This is a genomic window from Anaeromusa sp. (genome assembly GCF_028691475.1).
Classification (GTDB): Bacteria; Bacillota; Negativicutes; order Anaeromusales; family Anaeromusaceae; genus Anaeromusa.
Genome location: NZ_JAQUZF010000008.1, coordinates 18469 through 33029 on the forward strand (window position 1 = coordinate 18469; position 14561 = coordinate 33029).

Genomic DNA, 14561 nt, shown 5'->3' on the forward strand with positions numbered 1-14561 from the left:
CGGGCCAAGCCTAGAGCAGCCCTAAAGGAGCGATTATCAATGGATACATGGACGTTTAACCTGCAGCACTTTGCTGAGGAACCAACCGCACCGACACCCGCTGCCGCTGAACCGGTTACCGCCGCGCCTGTCGAGCCTACTGCACCGCCGGAGGCTACAGTGACAGCGCCGCAACCACCGGAAAGCACAGAAGAGGTCAAGTCGGAACCGGCATATCGTCTCGAAGTGGACGACAAGGGCCGCCGCCATGTTATCGACCTGCGCAAACAGCAGGCGAAACCGGCGCCACAGCAGCCAGAAACCCAACCTCCTACCGCGCCAGAAGGGACCGCGCCGCAAGCGCAGCAACCCTATACGCCGGAAGAGGTCAAGGAATTAGGCATTGAAAAGCTGGACCCGAACCGGATTCCTCCTGAGCTGCAGCCGTTCTACAAATCCATGCAAGCCGACTACACCCGCAAAACGCAGGCTATTAAGGACAAAGAGCGTGCTCTCCAAACCTTGCACCTCCAGCAGCAACAGCCACCTGTACCGCCGCAAATGCATCCTAACGCGCCGGAAGTTCCGATGCAGACAAATCCACAAGCACCGCAAATGCAGCCTCTACAGGCCAATCCTGCTCAAATGACGCAGGAACAGATTATGGATATGGTTGCCAACGTTGCCAGGGATCGTGCTTCACGCGGCTTTACGGCGGACCAACTGCAGGAAATCTCGGACGGTCTTGCTGACGGCGAACTCATGACGCGCTATAACGTGGCGCTGACCATGCAGACCAACTTGGTTATCAAAGAGGCCGACCAACTGGCCGCGCAGCAGTTAGAGCAGCAACGTCAAGTGGAGGAACAGCAACGGCAGCAGGCGGCTTTAGAAGTACAGCTGCGGCAAAACGCCATTGAAAAGAAGCAAGATCCGAAGTTCCAGGAGATTGTGAACGCCATGGAAACCCGCTACCAGGACTATCCGCTACGCGAAGGCCAAGCGATTGATGCAGCCATCCAGCGGTTACGCGCCCGGCAAGGGACACAGGAGGACGTTGACACGCTCGAAGCCTACTACACCAAGGTTCGCGCGGAAATCTATGCGGCCAATGCGGGAGTAACTACGACACCCAAGCAAATTCCTACGCCGCCTCCGACCATTTCAACCGGCCAAGGGGCGACGCAAAAGCAGGAACCATTCGATATGCGCAATTTGCGCAACATGAACAAGGCCCAACGGGCCGCTGTGTTCCAAGAAATGTACAGTAAACGACGAAAGTGAGGAATCTAAATGGAATTTAACATGCAGCTTTTTGCAGACCCTACTTCGCAGTCCTACACCTATACCGCTGAGGGTAGCGTTGAGGACATGGTGAACATCATTACCAACATCGACCCGGAGAGCAATTACCTCCTGGGTAAAATCAACGAGGGCGAACCGGCCACGGATCTGACGGTAAACTGGCTGAGCGACGCGCTGCGCCCGCCGCAGGATAACAAACACCTGGAAAAAGTGGACTTCACCAGCGTTGAGGCGGCAGCCCGGAAGCGCCACACCAACAACTGCCAGCATTTCATGAACTCCGTGTTTGTGACGGATGCACAGGAAAAGCGTAAAAAGTATGTAGTCGATTCCGAAATTGGCTACCAATCCGACAAAATGTTCTTGGAGCATTCGGCGGACATTGAATACGCTATCATGAAATCTGCGCAGACTTCGATTGGAGATGCATCGAATCCTGGCGTAATGGGTGGCGTTCAATACTTCCTGGACCGCTGCAAGCTGACCGTAACGGCGGCTACTGATACCGAAATTTTGACCTCCGGCTCTGCCCATAACTACCAAACCGGCGAGTTTGTAACCTTTTATTCCACCGGTACGCTGCCTACCGGCCTAGTTGCGGACGAAATGTACTATGTGCATGTCCTCAGCGCTACCACCTTTACGGTGCATCCGACGCTGGAAGACGCCATTCGCAACACCAATGTGGTGAATATTACCGCCGCCGGTTCCGGCACGCACTATGTTTGCCTGGATAACATCGTTGACTGCGGTAATGCGGCCTATACGGAAGATGACATCAACCAGGCTATGCAGTATGCGTGGTATCGCGGCGGCAAACCTACCGAGGCCATTCTCTCCGGACGCAACAAGCGCCGGTTCAGCGGCTTTACGGCAGGCACGCAAAAAACCCGCAGCCAGAAGGAGAAGGAGCTGACCGAAGTAGTCAACACCTACAACTCCGACTTTGGTAATTTGGATCTGACGGCGCACCGCCTGCAGTCCAACACCCGCATTGACATTTTCGATTGGCAGTATTGGGAGCTGCGCTGGTTTGATCGTACCCATGAGATTGAACCGGCTAAGAAAGGCACCTATGAAGAGCGCGTCATTGAAAGCTGGCTGACTCTCGTCAACCGGGCGCCGCTGGCCAATGCCGCTTGTGTGAATGTCAAATCGGTTCGTAGCTGATTTTTAGGGCTGGCTCTCTGGCTGGCCCTTTCTTTTTGAGGTGGTGAGAGAGTGTCTATACTGGCCCGAGAGCTAAACATTGACCGAAAAACAGGAAAAATCACCCTGACCAACCGCATGGACCTTCGTCCGTCGCTGCGGCTAGCCAAAGAAATGCGGGAGATGAACGACGGCCGCACCGCAGGCAAGAGTATGCAATGCATTGCTTGCATTCCACACTGGCTATGGAATGAAAATCCATGGTTGGTGGAGGCCCGGCGCGCGCGGTTAGCGGGAAACGAGGCGGAGTACATGAAGTATTTCCGTAAATTCCTGCGCTTGTTCCCGCAATTCCAGGTGGCGAAGAACGTCTGAATTTGTTTTTGCTTTTGTGGAGGTGGTGTTTTTGATTAATGTGGGTGCCCTGGTGTATGCAATTCGCTTGGACTTGGGAGACCAGAAACGCCTAATGTACTCTGACTACGACATTACACGATCCTTGAACCATGCTTTGCATGTGGTTAGTATGGAGCTTTGCAACATGGATAGCGACTTGGCAGAGGCAGAGGCAACCTTAACCTTGCTTGACGGCTGTGCTGCACTGCCGGATGACTACCAAAATATTATTGCGACCTTGGATCCTAGCGAGAACCCGCTCACGCCGTACCCAAGAACGCAGAAGCTAGACCAGAGCGGCTACCGCATCAGCGGCAACAAACTCTATGCGACGTGCGAGACGGTGACGCTGGCTTATAAGCGCAACCTGCCGGACGTTGCCGCAGCAGCCGATAGTATTGATCTGCCTGCGCCGTTTTACGACCTGTTGCGTAAGATGGTTGTCTCACAGATGAACGGCGGCCAGGACGGTATGCTCTCTACGGTATCGCAGACGGTGATTGACCTAGCCTCGAAGCGCAAATACTCGCGGACTGTCCGGCCTATGCCGTTCAGCGTGTAGGAGGTGACTGGATTTGATCGTGACTGACTTTCTGGTGCAGCTGCGCCGCGAAGTAAAGGACGTACAAAACGTAGGCTATACGGACTTGGAGTTGATCCAGTTCACCAATGCAGCCATTCAAGAGGTGAATCTGCTGCTGGTAAAAGCCAAAGACCCTTTCATGGCAGCTGACATTACCATTTCCGGCGGCATGGCGGTGCCGGATGACTTTCTCGGCCCTGTCGGAGTTGTGCCGGTACATGTCAATGGGGGCCTTTTTGTGATTGATGACGGCTCTGCCACAGTCTCGGCGCGGTACTGGAAAAAGCTGCCCTATATTGCGGCTATGAATGACACTATGCCGCTGCCGGATTGGTATATGCCTGTGATTTCCCGCGCTGCGGCTATTTACGCATTGAACCGCAACGAGTACCAAATTGACCAAGATAAAGGGCTGATGTCGGAGATAGCCTCCCTTTTGGAGAGCGCATATGCCTAGACGTAGAATATCCAAGCATGACGTTGACCAAATGCGCAAGCTCAACATCTTTGATCTGTCCGGCGGAGAGTGCCACTCAAAAGATCCGGACAGCATTGCCGATAACCAGTTGCAGCAGGCGATCAACGTCGAGTATGACAACGTTTCCGGCGCGCTGAAGCTAGTGGACGGCTTTGACGTTGTGATTGACATGCCTTTTGTGGCCAAGCATCTATTTTATGCGGCCATATTCGGCAAGATTCTAGCCTGCGACGCCAATGGCACTCTGTACGTTGCAGATGCGGCGACAAGGGCAACAACCTTGGTCGGACAATTAAACGGCACAGTGCCCTATTGGTGCAGCTACAACGGCAAAATATACATTGCTTCCGGCGGTGTGCTACAGCAGTATGACGGGACAGCGTTGAGCAATGTGGCGCAGGTCTATACCTATACGGCGTGGCAAAACAATCATGCGTATACGGCCGGAACCTGCATCATTAACGCCTCAGACCCTTCGGTTTATTACGAATGCACCACCGGCGGCACATCCGGCAGCACCGCTCCCGCATGGGGAGCCACAACAACCGATGGCACGGCGATTTGGGCAAGAAAATCTTTTGATCTGACGGCAGATATTGTTTTCGAGCAGAATGGCCGCCTGGTTATTGCCAGGGTAGGAGACGATTACCTGTACTTTTCGGGTATTCGCAACGCCTCTAACTGGCAGTTCGACACCAACGAGATGAACGCGCTGCGCCTGGGCGTGAACCGGGCTGACGATTGCGATATTACGGCAATCGGCCTGCTATCCAAGGACATTATTGTCTTTAAGAGCAATTCTTCTCGAACAAAAAACGCTATCTACCACATCAGCGGATATTACCCGGATTGGACCTGCCAACCGCTCAATTTTACCTTTGATGCCGCCAATAAATACTGCGTGCTTCCGGTCAATAATGAGCTGTACTTTATGAGCACGCAGGGCCTTATGGCGCTGCATACGGTGGTAGAATACGGCGATATTCAACAGACGCCTCCTGGCGCTGCGGTAAACAGCAAGCTCAACGTAGACCGTGCGGCGGCGCGTCTGTGGCTGATGCCGCATAAAAACCAGCTCTGGTGCAAATGCGCCAATGACTATTATTTGTGGATCATGCATTACGCTAATCCCAACATGGCATTTACCAGGCGCAAACTCATGGCCTACCAAGCCGAAGCGGCCACAACGGACGGCACCAACAGCTATTTTGCGATTGGCTATAAGCTGTATAAGCTCAGTCCGGACGTAACCCGCGAAGAGGGGGATTGGGCCATTATCGGCGGACCCAATGAGACGGACGATATTGTCAGCAGCGCCCAAGATGTTGTACAATCCTTCGACATTGTGGCCGATGTGATTCCCAAGCGCTACACATCCTATGGCCAGATGTTGGTAAAACGCGTCAAGTATGTTCCGCAACAGGGTACTAGCGGCCAAGGAAGCGTCTCTATCGGCCACTATTCCATGCCGATAAACGCCTCTATTGCCGGACTTACCATTGACCAGGCGACGGAGATCATTGATATGGCTACCGAGTTTATCGACTCTGGCGACCTGGACCAATTCGACAACATTGACCAAACCAATTTCATAGTGGACTACATTGAGCCGCACATCCAATTCACTTCCGGTGGGTTTGGGATGCGCGGTCTTTTAATTGAGTATGCGGAGGTGGATTAATGGCTAATTGGAGCGTTCAAAATACAATCACAACCAGCACAAACCGGGTAAAAGATGGAATTGTAAAGCTCTATGCAGAGGTTCAGTTGCTATATGGGAAATTAAACGCCATGCGCACTCTCCGCAATACTGGAACAGCTCCAAGTGACGCGATTGCCAAGGAAGTTTGGGTTGACGATGTTGTACTGAAACGAAGAGACGACACCAACAAAGGGTGGGTTCTTTTACAAGCTAAACCAATTGATGGTTCTACAATAGACGGTGGAACAATCGTTTGATTGTTCCTTTTTTGTAAAAAAAAGGAGGGAATTTATGAAACCAAATGCTTTTGCTCAAAATTCCAAACTGGCTACTCCTAATATGGTGATTGATGGCATTGTTGGTGTTGATGTCGGAGATTACGGCTCTAGTTTTAGTGGTTATACACCGCCATCTTTGTCCGACAGTGGAGTTGAGACCGATATCCGTCTTGTGAATAATACGAACGCAACCACTCCGGCAAGTCGGCTGTATGTATACGGAGGTGGATTGTGGCGTTATTTGCAGTTTGGAGCTACAGATCCTGTGTTTTTAGCAACTATCGATGGAGGGACAATATTTTAATGCTGTTTTTTTAAAAAAAGGAGGATTGTGTAAATGAGTTATAAACTTTTGGCCCGCAGAGGAAAAGAGTCAGAGCGCGTAGGTGTTGTTTTTGATAGTGGCGAGTTTGTTTGGACGACAGATACGAAAAATCTGTTTGTCGGTGACGGTGCTACCTCTGGAGGCATCCCAGTCTCTGCTCCGATGCAGGGCCTAAAAAATAAACTTATTAATGGCGATTTTTCGTATTGGCAACGTGTTAGTCGTAAAATTCCGGTGGCAACCAGGAGCCGATCTAATGGTGTAATTACCGTCACCACTTCCATTCCGCATGATTTAACAGTTGGTACGGCCGTACAGCATTATGGTTTTGGAGGAACTAATTACAATCGTCTTCGCGCTATCACTAGTGTTCCTAGTCCGACAAGTTATACGATAGAGTATTCGGCGACAAGCGCTATTGCCAGTGATATGACAAGCGTTCAAACAACATTAACATTACTTTCCGACATATCGTTTGATACGCCTCCGTTTAACATCAAAGTGGATAGTGAGATTATGACGGTAACTGGCAAAAGTGGAGTAACGCTAACTGTCACAAGGGGGGTCTCTGGAAGTACAGCAGTTTCTCACTTGGCTGGAGCACGTCTTTACCCTGAGGACGAAGTCACAACATCTGAAACTGGAATGACCATGAACATGTCCAATTCAACGACACATCACGTTGGTTCTCCTTCTACTTCGTTTGCTTATTCTGCTGATCGCTGGCTTGTTGCTGCTACCAGCGAAGGCGGTGTAGCAACGGTAAGCAAAATTGGCTTGCTTCCCGAAACTCTTCCTGGATCTCCAAAGTATTGTTTGCGATGGAAGCAATTAACTAATGGAAATAATACTAGTGGTCGCATTATATCTCAAAGAATTGAAAGTGTACGTACGTTAGCTGGCAAAAAAGCCACTTTTTCGTTCTATGCACAGGCATCTGCTGATGGCACGCCGATGAGTGTTAACTTTAGGCAATGCTTTGGGACGGGAGGAAGTTCTGATGTGTTAGGAACGCTTAAAACTCTCGCGTTAACGTCAGGATTCAAGAAATATGCCTTTACGTTTGACATCCCTTCTGTTGCCGATAAAACAATTAATTCGATTAATAGTTATTTGGAAGTTTATTTTCAACTTCCAAATGATTATAGCAATCTTCAGGTTGATTTTGCGCTGGTTCAATTAGAAGAAGGGGCGTCAGCGACTGATTTCGAGTTCCGTCACCATGCGCTAGAATTAATGTTGTGCCAGAGATATTACGAAAAGTCGTACAATCTACTAGATGTTCCTTGTAAGGTAACAAATACTGGCCAGGTTAACTGGTATGCTTCTGGCAATGCCGTGTTCCATCAAAATCATATTTACTACAAGGTGCAAAAACGGACTACTCCGACAATCAATCTGTACTCTCCTATTACTGGAAATTCTGGCATTATTCGAGAAAAAACTACAGGGGCGGAAATGTCCGGGTTGGCCATTGATGTTGGCGACTATAGAGCATCGGCTTCGATTAACAATACAATGACAGGCGACGTATATCTTGCTTATCACTATACCGTTGATGCAGAGTTATAAAAAGGAGTGATTGTATGTATAAGTTAGTGAACAAAAGCACAGGAGAAATTGCAACGTACTCTAGCGAACCGATTGCTTTTGGAGGACCGTGGGGAGCTTCTGATGTGGATGGAAATCCTCTTTATGAATGGGTTGACTTATCAAGCGACGAGAAGTATTTGCTTGAACAAGAAAAGAGAATCAAAAAATCATTGATTCTCTCTGAATTGTCAAGCCTAGACTACAAATGCCTAAAGTTTGTAGATGGTGAAATTACCGCGGAAGAATACGAACCGATAAAGGGTCGTAGAATGTCATTGCGCGGATTATACAATTTAGTAGATGCAGCAGAAACACTTGCAGATTTAGAAGCAATTTTGCTTTAGTTGTAAAAACAAGCACAGTTCCGCATAATCAGCGGATCTGTGCTTGTTTTTCTATGGAGGGGTTTTCATGACAACATTTAGCCGCGTTAATACGTTGAATCTTGTTCCTGGGGGTACAAAAGTAGGAGAGGGGTTTTCTCTTCACGAAGACGAATTGGATGTGCTTTTAGGGTACATCAACACGCTAAACGTTGATTGTCGCTCTATATCTGCACCGGACAGTCCTGTGTTAAACGAGCGGTGGATTGACACGTCAACTAACCCTGCGGCATTCAAGGTGTGTACATCTATCAATCCTGTTGCATGGACCACTGTTTTGTTTTTAAAGGCAAACGGCGGCATGGTTCTATCCGGCGGCGTAACTAAGTTTTCTATGGGCCTGGACGCCAATAAGGTTTCTTCGGCTGCAGGCGTCGTCTATTTGGCATCTGATACCCGGATTCTTTATATGGATACCGGTACCGCCTTTGTACCTATTGGAGGCCTGATTCGTAGCGCTACAGCACCAACGAACCCGGTTGAAGGTATGGAGTGGCTTGACACCACTACCTATACGCGCAAAATCTATCTCAGCGGGGCGTGGGTGCCGCTATACGCCACCTATGCACCGTAGTTAGGAGGGGAATATGGCGACAAACTGGGCTGATACCCTGACGCCAGGACAAACTAAACTGCGACTTACGCACTTAACGGAGCTTCGTAACGCCCTGAACGCGGAGATGGTGCGCCGAGGCATGGGTAGCCAATCCTTCACCGACGCTTCTCCGGTTCGCGCCAGGGCTATTTATTACAACGAGATGCGGAGTAAGGTGCAGGGCTTTGCTCCCTTTACCCCTACGAACACCATTACCGCAGGCCAAACCCCAATTCGAGCGATTCATACTACGGAAATTCGGACCAAGATCAACGCATTAGAGGCACATCCGGCGCAAGGCGGCGTTTCAGACTGCAATGCTGGTTGTTCTGGACTTTGCGTTGGTTGCACTGGGAGTTGCACCGGAGGTTGCACTAGCTGTACCGGAAGCTGTACGGGTGGATGTTCTAGCTGCACAAGCTGCTCTGGTTGTTCTGGCACATGCAGCGGTACTTGTATTGGCGGTTGCGAAGGAGGTTGTGGAGGAGGTTGTGATGGCAGTTGCACAGGCGGTTGTACTGCAAGTTGCAGTGACAGTTGTGGCAAAGATTGTACCGGCGGTTGCTTTAACAACTGCTCTATTTCTAGTGGTTGAGGAGGTTTAAGATGGACGATCAAAAAACATTTTTGCTTACAGTTAAAATTACGCAAAGCATAACCAGCGGGGATAATGCAAATGAGCTTCTCAAAGAGCTTCATTCCATCTCGCCAACAGAAGAGTTTTTCGCAATGCAATTAACCCTAATTTCAAACAACCTGCCGGAAAATAAAATAGACGATCTTCTTCACGCTACCAAGGGTTATTCTAAGGTGGCGTTTATTCGTCTTATGGACCGTTTGCAAAGGGAAAATAAACTCACCATGAATGTCCTTGAGGCATATCGGCAGCAATTTGGGGAAGACAGAGATATTTTACTGGTAGAGCTAAACATCCTCTTTAAAGAGGGCTTCGAAAAGAATCAAAAGCGCATTGATGAAATCATGCAGGTGGTTACGTGATTGCAGGCAGCCCGTTTTGCCAGTATTGTCCCTGCGTCTGGTGCGGCGTAGAAAGCGGAGAACAGGCAACCGGCGTAAAAGAATATCCAGAGTTAGCAAAATGCAAAAGTATGTTTGTCAAAGAACCGGACTTGACCTATGAGGACTTTGTAAAAGCGGTCTTTGAAATCCATCGCGCCAAAGGAGTCGAACGCTATGTATAAAGCACCACCGGAAGTTCCTTACGCCGACAATTTTACCTTTGTCGTCACCGATGACTGCAACCTTCGCTGCTCCTATTGCTACGAAGAGGGGAAAGCAAAATATCACATGACTAAAGCCACCGTCGATAAAGCGGTGGCTTTTTTGCGGGACCAATACACTCCAATAAGCAAGCTCCTTTGCGTGGACTTCATTGGCGGAGAGCCATTGCTCAATATGGATGTGATTGAGTACGCTATGGAGCGCTGCGAAATCGAACTAAAAGGGAAATGGGAAAATATTTCCTTTGGAGCCACCACAAACGGCACGTTGTTTAATACTCCCAGTATGCGTCAGCGCCTTATGAAACTGCGCTGTAAGCTCGTGCTGGGTCTTTCCCTGGACGGTTGCAAACAGGCGCATGATTTGGCACGCAGCAACAGTTTTGATGCGGTTATGAGGGGATTTCCTTTTTGGAGAAAGCAATCTCCCTGCGGCCTAACCAAAAGCACAATCGGCAGAGACGGTTTGCCCTCCTTGTTTGAGAGCGCTAAAGTCCTTCTTTCTTTGCCGATGGACGTGATTATGATCAACACTGTCTATGAAGATATATGGGAAGGCGGAGACGATTTACTTTACTACGAGCAGCTGCTAAAAATCGCGGATTACATGGTGGAAACAGACTTATATAAGGACAAATACTTCCGCCTGTTTGATCCGTTTGTACTTACACCCAAAACAACTTCCGAAGGTTGGTGCGGCTGCGGTAAGTCCATGCTGGCCGTAGATCATACCGGTGCGTTGTTTCCATGTCTTCGCTTTAAGACGGCTAATGTTCCATACCCTGTAGGGCATGTAGATACCGGTGTAGACAGCAATAAACTGCTTCCTTTCTGCTTTTCCCACATCAAGAAGCAAAGTCCTGACTGCGCGAACTGCGAAGCCTCTGGCGGCTGCGGTGAGTGCTTGGTTCCGTTTTGGGACAAGTTTGGCTCGCTCTTTATCCGTGGCGATTGGCATTGCAAGATGCATTTGGCTCGGTACAAAGCTAATCAATATTTCTTTGGTCGCATAGCTGAAAAGGAAGGTGTTTCCGTAGAAGAAGTGCTGCGCCTGTCGCGGCAAAAGACAGGAGGGAACCCGCATGGCAAAGAGAATGCGGCCCGGCCGGCGGACGTTTGACGAATGGATCGCCGTTCATAACGAGTTTCATACCATCCCGTACCAGCCGGATCCGGCCAACATCATTATCTTTGAGCCGGAACGAGGAATTTTAGCCCTGCGTCCTTTGACCAAAGAGGTTTTAAACCTTGTTTTGTGGGTTGGGGATGGCCGGTATTGGGGTGCTAAAGCGGTAGAGTTTGCCAAACTGAACGGCTTTAAAAAGATTTGGGGCGTTTCCATGCACCGGGGCCATAAGGCATTTGAACGGATGCTGGGAGCGCAAGTAGTGGGATATGTGATGGAGAGGGAGGTTGAGTAAATGCCAGAGGCTTTATTTGGATCGAGTTCGAGCGTGAGTTATCCAGACCCTAGTAGCTTGATTATGCCGGAGACAAGCCAGGAATCAAACATGCGTAACCAACTAGCCGGTCAGCTTTACGGCGGCAGCGCTCTGGATGACAGCTACCTGCAAAATCGCTACGGTTTTACCGGCAATGAGCAGTTGGTTCAAAATAACGGCCGCTATTATGTGCAATCAAGCGGTCAACCAACGCAGGTATGGGTTAATGACGGAACCGGAGAGAATGGCGCTGGAGGTCATTACGAAACGCAAAACACCGGAAGCGGTATGCGTGAGATTTCTGGGGACGAATTAGCCAAGTATAACGATGCTGTTGCGGCACGGAACCAAACCGGAGAGATAGCGCAAACAAGAGCCCTTCGGGACCAGGCAGACCAAGGCTATCAAAACATGATGTGGGATCTAGGTGGCACAAGCAACCAAATTGATAATTACGCGCAAGGCCTGGCACAGCAGTACCAAAACTCCAATGCGGACATGAGGAGTAACTATAATGGGCTGTATCAAGGGTTTGCCGATACTACGGGAGATACACGGCAAAACTTTGACGCCCTGCGCGATTCAGTGAATCAAGGAACTTCCAATTTCAATACGGCGTCCGGCGCGCTGACGGGAGATTACAACACCCTGCGCAGCAATATTGCGTCTACGCCAACGGCGTACAATACGGCAGCCAACGCTATTTCCGGTCAATCCAACCAAATGGAGCAAACGGCCAATACGGGGCTGTCCGGCTTGATTAACGGGCAGCTTCCGACCTCATTTAGCGACAACTACCAAACGGCGCTCAATACGGCGGCTAATCGGGCTTTGGGGCAATCGGTCAACAGTTTGACCCAAGCCGGGGTATTGGATAGCACCAGCGCCGATCAGGCCACCCGGAACATTGCTGATAGCGTAGCCAATACAGCAGCCACGAACTACAACAACAATCTCAACACCGTGGCCAGTTTGTACGGGCAGCAGGCTAACGTAGCCAATCAAAACATTCAAAACCAAGCAGGCCTAGCGCAAAATCAGTTTACCAACAATCTGAACGCCCAAACACAGGGGCTTTCGGCGTTGAACAGCCAAACAGATAATCTGCGTCAAAACCAGGCAACGAACCTTTCCGGGCAAAACTTGTCTAATACGGTTCTTAACAGCACCTATGATAACGCACGTAATAACGCAACAACAGGAACCAACATTGCCAACAGTTTCTATAATGCCAATAATGCGGCCAACCAAACACTCAATAGCCTGTACAACACATGGTCCGGCGCGGCCAATACCAACAATGCGCAACAACTGGCAGCCAACAGCGACGCACAAACCATTTTGGCCAACCGTACCAATGCGGCGCGAGACTTCTACAACCAGGACCAAAACCGCCGGTACAGTTTGGAGAGCACGCCGGTGGTGCAGCAAGGCAGTAGCGGCTTATTAGGTGGCGTCCTTGGTTCGTGGGCTGGATCTAAAAACGGAAGTTCTGCCATTAGCAGTATTTTCGGATTGTAAGGAGGCGTTATTTTGGGAAGAGGCGGAGCTATTTATGTACCGGCCGATAACCGGTGGTCTGCTCTTGGCATGGCTTTGGGCCAAATGATGCAGCAACAGCAGCAAAAAAAAGAAGAGCAAGATGCTCTTAATACGATCTCGCAAGCACTCAATCCATCCGTAAACAGCACGGATACAAGTAGCGCGCAAAACCAGATCATGCAACAGATGGGCTTGGGAGGTCTTTCCGGACAAGACGCGCGCCAAGTTCTTGCTGACAAGCAACAGCAATGGCAAGGACTCGAAGACTCCAAGGCCAATCTTACCAATCAAAAGGACATTGACGCAGTAAACCAGCAGCAACAAACTATTCATGCGCAAGCGGACCGGGTGCGGCAGCTTTTAGGAGCAAGTCTTGGGAGCGGTTTTGGAGCCGGAGACGATGCGGCGGCCAGTTATGAGCAAATGCGTAATAACCCATCTAGCGGGCAGCAACAGTATGCGTTTGATGCATCACTAACCAAAGGCCCCGCAGGAACGCAAGGACAGTATGCTTTTAATTCGTCTTTGAGTTCTCCTAGCGAAAGCACATCGCAAGCCAATGCCAGATTAGGAAGTGGTCTGCAACCGCCGCAACAGCAGTCATCGTACCAACCGGCTACTATTTCCTTTGATGCAATCAATCAAAACGGGCAGTATTCGCCTGAGGTGCAGAAGTTGGTCAGCGGCATTGCGCAGTTGCGAGCGCAGTCTTCTCCCGACATCATGAAGGCGTTAATGGAAAAAGGATATTCGCCGCAGACTATGCAAAAGGCGCAGCAGTATTTGGGGATTGTGGACGCACAGCAGAAAGCCAAGCAAAATGCTCCTATGATTGCGCAAATAGCCGCAGCGCTGCAGAATAGCGGAAACTCTGTCGGCGGCAGCGTAGCCCAATGGGCCTTGCAAAATGGCATTGACCCGAAAGCGTTTATGGAATACATGAAGAACCTCAATCCAGAATACAAAGCGCAGGATCTTGGCGGTCAAACCCTCATGTATCCGCAAAACGGCACCGGGTACGGACCGGCGCAAACCATGCAAAATTCGCTGTCTCCTGGTGATGCCTTTAAAGGACAGGTTTCTATGCGAAATACTGATTCTACGAACCAAACTCATGTGCTTACTACGGGCATGAACAACAAAACGTCCTTACAGACAGAGGGAATGCGCCAGGACGGTGCAAATGGACGCTTGCAGTACAAGACGCAATATGACAATCGACAGCAAAACAAAGAAGATAAGGCAAGATTTGAAAAAGCAAAATATATTCTTGGGTATGATGCTCGCGAGGAAGGCAATGGAGTTCCCATGGGCAACAGGAAGTTCACTCCCGATGAAGTTGCAGATGCTTCGTCTATTGTTTCTGCCTATGGATCAGGGCAAGGGCAGCAACAAAACCAAAATAGCGCAGACAATGGAAGTGCCTTTAAGTTGCAGTCTTCATTGTCTGCCATTATTAATAGTCAAGGACCTGATGCAGCTAGAAAATGGGTAGAAACAAACAAGCAGGCAATACTTAATTCTGGATTAGATCCTGATATTGCAATGAGCTGGATTCCTGAATAGGAGA

The 14561-nt window shown here is 49.6% G+C and carries 18 protein-coding genes; all 18 read left to right on the forward strand.

The annotated features are described in order from the left end of the window. The first annotated feature begins 39 nt into the window (after positions 1–39). The 18 genes from PHF27_RS02480 to PHF27_RS02565 all read left to right on the forward strand — a co-directional run bounded on the left by PHF27_RS02480 (position 40) and on the right by PHF27_RS02565 (position 14557). On the forward strand, positions 40–1263 hold the full coding sequence (locus tag PHF27_RS02480) for a hypothetical protein (protein WP_300065571.1): 1224 nt from the start codon (positions 40–42) through the stop codon (positions 1261–1263). Between the two features lie 9 nt (positions 1264–1272). Continuing rightward, the gene (locus PHF27_RS02485) at positions 1273–2454 is read left to right on the forward strand and encodes a DUF5309 family protein (protein WP_300065573.1); all 1182 of its coding nucleotides are present in this window, start codon (positions 1273–1275) and stop codon (positions 2452–2454) included. 51 nt (positions 2455–2505) lie between these two features. After that, positions 2506–2808 carry a hypothetical protein gene (locus tag PHF27_RS02490; protein ID WP_300065575.1) on the forward strand — a complete coding sequence of 101 codons (303 nt, stop codon included), beginning with the start codon at positions 2506–2508 and terminating at the stop codon, positions 2806–2808. Positions 2809–2839: 31 nt separating this feature from the next. Then, a complete protein-coding gene (locus tag PHF27_RS02495) occupies positions 2840–3391 on the forward strand; it encodes a hypothetical protein (RefSeq protein WP_300065577.1) in 552 nt (183 codons plus the stop codon). A gap of 13 nt (positions 3392–3404) precedes the next feature. Next, the gene (locus tag PHF27_RS02500; protein ID WP_300065579.1) at positions 3405–3869 is read left to right on the forward strand and encodes a hypothetical protein; all 465 of its coding nucleotides are present in this window, start codon (positions 3405–3407) and stop codon (positions 3867–3869) included. Continuing rightward, complete coding sequence (locus PHF27_RS02505; protein ID WP_300065581.1) at positions 3862–5571, forward strand: hypothetical protein; 1710 nt, start codon at positions 3862–3864, stop codon at positions 5569–5571. The genes PHF27_RS02500 and PHF27_RS02505 overlap by 8 nt, the downstream gene beginning before the upstream one ends. Continuing rightward, positions 5571–5849: a hypothetical protein gene (locus tag PHF27_RS02510; protein WP_300065583.1), complete on the forward strand. Its 279-nt coding sequence runs from the start codon at positions 5571–5573 to the stop codon at positions 5847–5849. Before PHF27_RS02505 ends, PHF27_RS02510 begins: the two co-directional genes overlap by 1 nt. A 34-nt stretch (positions 5850–5883) precedes the next feature. After that, entirely contained in the window at positions 5884–6174 is a 291-nt protein-coding gene (locus tag PHF27_RS02515; RefSeq protein WP_300065585.1) for a hypothetical protein, read from the forward strand. Between the two features lie 33 nt (positions 6175–6207). Continuing rightward, positions 6208–7767 (forward strand): hypothetical protein, encoded by a 1560-nt coding sequence (locus tag PHF27_RS02520; protein ID WP_300065588.1) that lies wholly within the window; start codon positions 6208–6210, stop codon positions 7765–7767. Positions 7768–7781: 14 nt separating this feature from the next. Next, the gene (locus tag PHF27_RS02525; RefSeq protein ID WP_300065590.1) at positions 7782–8132 is read left to right on the forward strand and encodes a hypothetical protein; all 351 of its coding nucleotides are present in this window, start codon (positions 7782–7784) and stop codon (positions 8130–8132) included. 67 nt (positions 8133–8199) lie between these two features. Next, positions 8200–8745, forward strand: a complete 546-nt coding sequence (locus PHF27_RS02530; RefSeq protein WP_300065592.1) for a hypothetical protein — start codon at positions 8200–8202, stop codon at positions 8743–8745. A gap of 338 nt (positions 8746–9083) precedes the next feature. After that, positions 9084–9371 (forward strand): hypothetical protein, encoded by a 288-nt coding sequence (locus PHF27_RS02535; RefSeq protein ID WP_300065594.1) that lies wholly within the window; start codon positions 9084–9086, stop codon positions 9369–9371. 1 nt (position 9372) lies between these two features. Then, the gene (locus PHF27_RS02540) at positions 9373–9765 is read left to right on the forward strand and encodes a hypothetical protein (protein WP_300065596.1); all 393 of its coding nucleotides are present in this window, start codon (positions 9373–9375) and stop codon (positions 9763–9765) included. Continuing rightward, entirely contained in the window at positions 9762–9968 is a 207-nt protein-coding gene (locus PHF27_RS02545; protein ID WP_300065598.1) for a hypothetical protein, read from the forward strand. Before PHF27_RS02540 ends, PHF27_RS02545 begins: the two co-directional genes overlap by 4 nt. Then, on the forward strand, positions 9961–11127 hold the full coding sequence (locus PHF27_RS02550) for a radical SAM protein (protein ID WP_300065600.1): 1167 nt from the start codon (positions 9961–9963) through the stop codon (positions 11125–11127). The genes PHF27_RS02545 and PHF27_RS02550 overlap by 8 nt, the downstream gene beginning before the upstream one ends. Then, positions 11090–11428: a hypothetical protein gene (locus PHF27_RS02555; protein ID WP_300065602.1), complete on the forward strand. Its 339-nt coding sequence runs from the start codon at positions 11090–11092 to the stop codon at positions 11426–11428. Before PHF27_RS02550 ends, PHF27_RS02555 begins: the two co-directional genes overlap by 38 nt. A gap of 90 nt (positions 11429–11518) precedes the next feature. Beyond that, positions 11519–12970, forward strand: a complete 1452-nt coding sequence (locus PHF27_RS02560) for a hypothetical protein (protein WP_300065604.1) — start codon at positions 11519–11521, stop codon at positions 12968–12970. A gap of 12 nt (positions 12971–12982) precedes the next feature. Then, positions 12983–14557, forward strand: a complete 1575-nt coding sequence (locus tag PHF27_RS02565) for a hypothetical protein (RefSeq protein ID WP_300065606.1) — start codon at positions 12983–12985, stop codon at positions 14555–14557. Positions 14558–14561: the final 4 nt, after the last annotated feature.

Excerpts from the sequence above, each read along its gene's own strand:
- PHF27_RS02480 (WP_300065571.1), top strand. The coding sequence starts at position 40 with ATGGATACATGGACGTTTAACCTGCAGCACTTTGCTGAGGAACCAACC.
- PHF27_RS02485 (WP_300065573.1), top strand. The coding sequence starts at position 1,273 with ATGGAATTTAACATGCAGCTTTTTGCAGACCCTACTTCGCAGTCCTAC.
- PHF27_RS02505 (WP_300065581.1), top strand. The coding sequence starts at position 3,862 with ATGCCTAGACGTAGAATATCCAAGCATGACGTTGACCAAATGCGCAAG.
- PHF27_RS02510 (WP_300065583.1), top strand. The coding sequence starts at position 5,571 with ATGGCTAATTGGAGCGTTCAAAATACAATCACAACCAGCACAAACCGG.
- PHF27_RS02515 (WP_300065585.1), top strand. The coding sequence starts at position 5,884 with ATGAAACCAAATGCTTTTGCTCAAAATTCCAAACTGGCTACTCCTAAT.
- PHF27_RS02520 (WP_300065588.1), top strand. The coding sequence starts at position 6,208 with ATGAGTTATAAACTTTTGGCCCGCAGAGGAAAAGAGTCAGAGCGCGTA.
- PHF27_RS02525 (WP_300065590.1), top strand. The coding sequence starts at position 7,782 with ATGTATAAGTTAGTGAACAAAAGCACAGGAGAAATTGCAACGTACTCT.
- PHF27_RS02530 (WP_300065592.1), top strand. The coding sequence starts at position 8,200 with ATGACAACATTTAGCCGCGTTAATACGTTGAATCTTGTTCCTGGGGGT.
- PHF27_RS02535 (WP_300065594.1), top strand. The coding sequence starts at position 9,084 with ATGCTGGTTGTTCTGGACTTTGCGTTGGTTGCACTGGGAGTTGCACCG.
- PHF27_RS02540 (WP_300065596.1), top strand. The coding sequence starts at position 9,373 with ATGGACGATCAAAAAACATTTTTGCTTACAGTTAAAATTACGCAAAGC.
- PHF27_RS02550 (WP_300065600.1), top strand. The coding sequence starts at position 9,961 with ATGTATAAAGCACCACCGGAAGTTCCTTACGCCGACAATTTTACCTTT.
- PHF27_RS02555 (WP_300065602.1), top strand. The coding sequence starts at position 11,090 with ATGGCAAAGAGAATGCGGCCCGGCCGGCGGACGTTTGACGAATGGATC.
- PHF27_RS02560 (WP_300065604.1), top strand. The coding sequence starts at position 11,519 with ATGCGTAACCAACTAGCCGGTCAGCTTTACGGCGGCAGCGCTCTGGAT.